At 57.6% G+C, this 3,457-nt stretch carries 4 protein-coding genes and 3 tRNA genes; all 7 read right to left on the reverse strand.

All coding sequences use genetic code 11. From position 1 onward, the window contains the following. A partial coding sequence (locus BM059_RS24980; RefSeq protein ID WP_033034085.1) for a GTP-binding protein occupies window positions 1–101 on the reverse strand: 101 nt, incomplete at its 3' end. Between the two features lie 83 nt (window positions 102–184). After that, window positions 185–260 (reverse strand) — tRNA-Thr (locus BM059_RS24985). Window positions 261–286: 26 nt separating this feature from the next. Next, window positions 287–360: transfer RNA gene (locus tag BM059_RS24990), tRNA-Gly, on the reverse strand. A 24-nt stretch (window positions 361–384) separates the two neighbouring features. Next, a tRNA-Tyr gene (locus tag BM059_RS24995) sits at window positions 385–469 on the reverse strand. A gap of 141 nt (window positions 470–610) precedes the next feature. Further along, window positions 611–1,297 carry an SPOR domain-containing protein gene (locus BM059_RS25000; RefSeq protein WP_074941761.1) on the reverse strand — a complete coding sequence of 229 codons (687 nt, stop codon included), beginning with the start codon at window positions 1,295–1,297 and terminating at the stop codon, window positions 611–613. An 8-nt stretch (window positions 1,298–1,305) separates the two neighbouring features. Beyond that, window positions 1,306–2,055, reverse strand: coding sequence for a pantothenate kinase (locus BM059_RS25005; RefSeq protein WP_074941762.1), 750 nt, complete (start codon window positions 2,053–2,055; stop codon window positions 1,306–1,308). Next, window positions 2,045–3,007 (reverse strand): bifunctional biotin--[acetyl-CoA-carboxylase] ligase/biotin operon repressor BirA, encoded by a 963-nt coding sequence (gene birA / locus BM059_RS25010; RefSeq protein ID WP_074941763.1) that lies wholly within the window; start codon window positions 3,005–3,007, stop codon window positions 2,045–2,047. Before birA ends, BM059_RS25005 begins: the two co-directional genes overlap by 11 nt. Window positions 3,008–3,457 lie beyond the last annotated feature (450 nt).

Below are 3,457 nucleotides of genomic sequence, written 5' to 3' on the forward strand. Positions count from 1 at the left end.
CGGGTCAGAGCAGCGGTCAGAGTGGTTTTACCGTGGTCAACGTGACCGATGGTGCCTACGTTGACGTGCGGTTTGTTACGTTCGAATTTCTCTTTAGCCATCTTGACCGTCTCCTAGCGAAGAATTGAGCAAGCTATGCGCCATTAAAACAAAGGCAGATACTTTCATATCTGCCTTTATTAGATGGAGCTCATGAGCGGATTTGAACCGCTGACCTCACCCTTACCAAGGGTGTGCTCTACCAACTGAGCTACATGAGCCAAACTCTGTTGCGCCAACCACAAACTGGAGCGGGCAGCGGGAATCGAACCCGCATCATCAGCTTGGAAGGCTGAGGTTCTACCACTGAACTATGCCCGCGTAGCTTGCAGCTCACGCTGAATCTGGTGGAGGGGGAAGGATTCGAACCTTCGAAGTCGATGACGTCAGATTTACAGTCTGATCCCTTTGGCCGCTCGGGAACCCCTCCAAAGTGAGGCGGCATTTTCTAGATCTGCCACCCTGCTGTCAAGCTTTTTCTCATTAAAATCTTGAGGTTAGCTACTTTGACAACATCTTCGTCAGGAACCAACTTTGACCACCCTGCGAAGCGGGCGCCATTCTATGCAAACTACTGGAGCAATGCAACGCCTTCACATGGCATTAATTGATGCTGCAAACCTGCGAAGTCACCAGCGAGCCGCCCAAGCAAAAACTCATCAGCCAAGCGCCGACTTTCCGGAGCCACACGCACCCAGAAACTGCGATGCGCACGCGACAATTCGCGGATCTGCGGCTCATAGCCCACATCGCGCAAACGCTGCATGACGCTATTGGCCGAGTCGTTGCGAGGGAATATCCCGAGCGATATGCCATTGGCCAGCTCACCCTGGGTAATGATGTAGCTATCAATGCGACGCGCCTGCAGTTCGCGCAACTGCCTAAGCGATGCCTGACGAGAAGCCAAAGGCGGCAGATAAACCCAATACTCAACCCCGGCAGCCGCATCGACACCGCGCACCTCGGCTTGTATGTCCAGGCTTAGCAGCCGCTGCTCGACAACTTTGGCTTTCGCCTCTTCTTCAAAGCTGCCGAGGAAGAGGCAAACCGCTGCATCAGGCACGGGCGCCTCAGCAATCGCCGACGGCTCGCTACGGGACTGCGGCGCGTCCGTCTCGCTCAGAAGACGGATATCCGTGCGCACAGACTGATATGCATTGGCTGGAGCAACCTCCTTGGCCCGCAGTGGCGCCTGCTGCTGATGCCAGACGTAATAGAAGGCATTGAGTAGCAGGAGCAGTAGGAGAATCCAACGCATGCCTTGCCTCAGCTCAAGGGACAGGCGATAGCCAGTCCGACAAATACCAGATCAGGAACAACCTGCGCGCCCGGAACCACATCTCGCACCAGGTCGGCATCGCCCCCCGTCAGGAACACCTCGAAGCCACCTGGAAAACGAGCCTGCGCCTGCAGCAGTTGCTCGGCCACGAAGCCACGCAACATCAATACACAGCCGCGCTCGACAGCCTCGGCGGTTGAGCGTCCAGGCTCCAGCTCCTGAAGAGCCGCGAGCGCCACCTGACGGTCGTAGCGAATACGCCGCGTGTGCGTGCTCAACTGATCGCGCATCAGCGGCAACCCCGGACAAATGAAGCCTCCCAGGTGCATGCCATCGACGGAAACGAAGTCAGCCGTCACCGCCGTCCCGAGATCCACCACCAGACAGGCGCGCTGCCCGAGATGGTAGGCGCCTAGAACAGCCAGCCAACGATCCAGCCCCAGACGCCTGAAATCTTCGTAACCATTGTGCACCCGCCCGACCTGACTGGCAGATTGAGCGCAGACTGCATCGACCCCCAGGGAATCACGCAGACGACCAACCAACTGTTCGGTCTCCGCATCGCTACGCACACTGACCAGACGACAGCAACTCACCCGCAGCTCGGGCGCCGCAGCCAGAGACTCGAAAAGCGCAGCATCAGAGTCCACCACACCGGCAAAAAGACGCTGCGCGCCATCCACAGAGACTACTCGCCATTTGATAAAGCTATTACCGCAGTCGAGCTCAAGAATCATGCTGCAACCTCAGGCTCAACTCTCCCCCACTGAAGGAGCGTTCGACACCATCCACGCTCAGCCTAATAGCGCCTCGCTCATCAACCCCAAGCACGACACCCAGGGTCGCATTATTTCCTGCCGTCAGCGCCACAGAGCGCCCACGCCAAGCATGCAGTGCCTCCCATTCTTCTCGCATACCGGCAAAGCCGCGCTGCCAATGAACAGAAAGACAGCTCCGCAGTTGCTGCAACAACTCGGCGGCAAGCACATTCCGATCAAGCACCAACCCAAGGCACTGGCGTACGGAAGTCCATGGTTGATCGATGACTGCTGGAGCATCCACCGCCATATTGACGTTGATACCAATACCTATCACGACATGGCAGACATCTGCCGGATCTCCAGCAAGCTCGAGAAGTATCCCGGATATTTTGCGCCCATCGACCAGCACGTCATTCGGCCACTTGAGCTGCGCACCTTTCACGCCACAGGCGTGCAAGGCTTTCGCGACAGCAAGACCGACAGTCAGGCTCAGCGCCTCAACCTGACTCATACCGCCATCGACGCGCAGAACGACACTGCAGTACAGATTTTCGGCAAAGGGACTTGCCCAGACGCGCCCACGCCGGCCACGACCAGCAGTCTGACGCTCGGCAAACAGGACAAAGGGCGCGCGCGCCCCTGCATCGAGGCGACGAAAAATCTCGGCGTTAGTGGAATCCACACTGGACTCGACACTAACTGGCCAACCCAACCCAGCAGCAAGCGCTATCCGCTCGGCATCAAGCAAAGTCATAGGCGAAGACAGCCTGTAACCTCGGCCTGGGACCTTGAATACCTCAACGCCCAGCTCTGCCTCAAGGCCCTGCAACTGCTTCCAGATGGCACTGCGACTGATCCCAAGCGCCGCCCCAAGGGCTTCACCGGAATGGAACCGACCATCCTGTAGAAGTTTCAACAATTCCAGCATGCCAGGCCCCGCTACGAACAAGGCTGGCATGATAACGACGAGGCCACAGCTTGCATAGAAAACGGGAAGCAGAAGAAAGCCATACAGAGGAAAGATATCTGTCAGAGTGCCAGATCACACCCCAGAACCCAGAAACAGCAAAGGCCACCCTCAGGTGGCCTTTTTATTGATCCCGATATAGCGCCGCCATCCCGTAGGGTGCGCCGCGCTCACTAGCCTGAACGCATCATTGTCGGTGCGCACAGCGCACCCTACGCCGCTCTATTTTCCGCGCTGCAAAGAAGAAACCCCCGCCTCTTTCGAAGCGGGGTTTCGTATAGGAGCTTGACGATTATTCGGCCGGTGCTCCGGTGGCCGGCACTCCGGGACTCTCACCGCCACACACCATTTTCCGCGTTGCAAAGAAGAAACCCCAGACCGCGTGCGCGATCTGGGGTTTCGTATAGGAGC

The sequence above is a fragment of the Ectopseudomonas composti genome, assembly GCF_900115475.1.
Classification (GTDB): domain Bacteria; phylum Pseudomonadota; class Gammaproteobacteria; order Pseudomonadales; family Pseudomonadaceae; genus Aquipseudomonas; species Aquipseudomonas composti.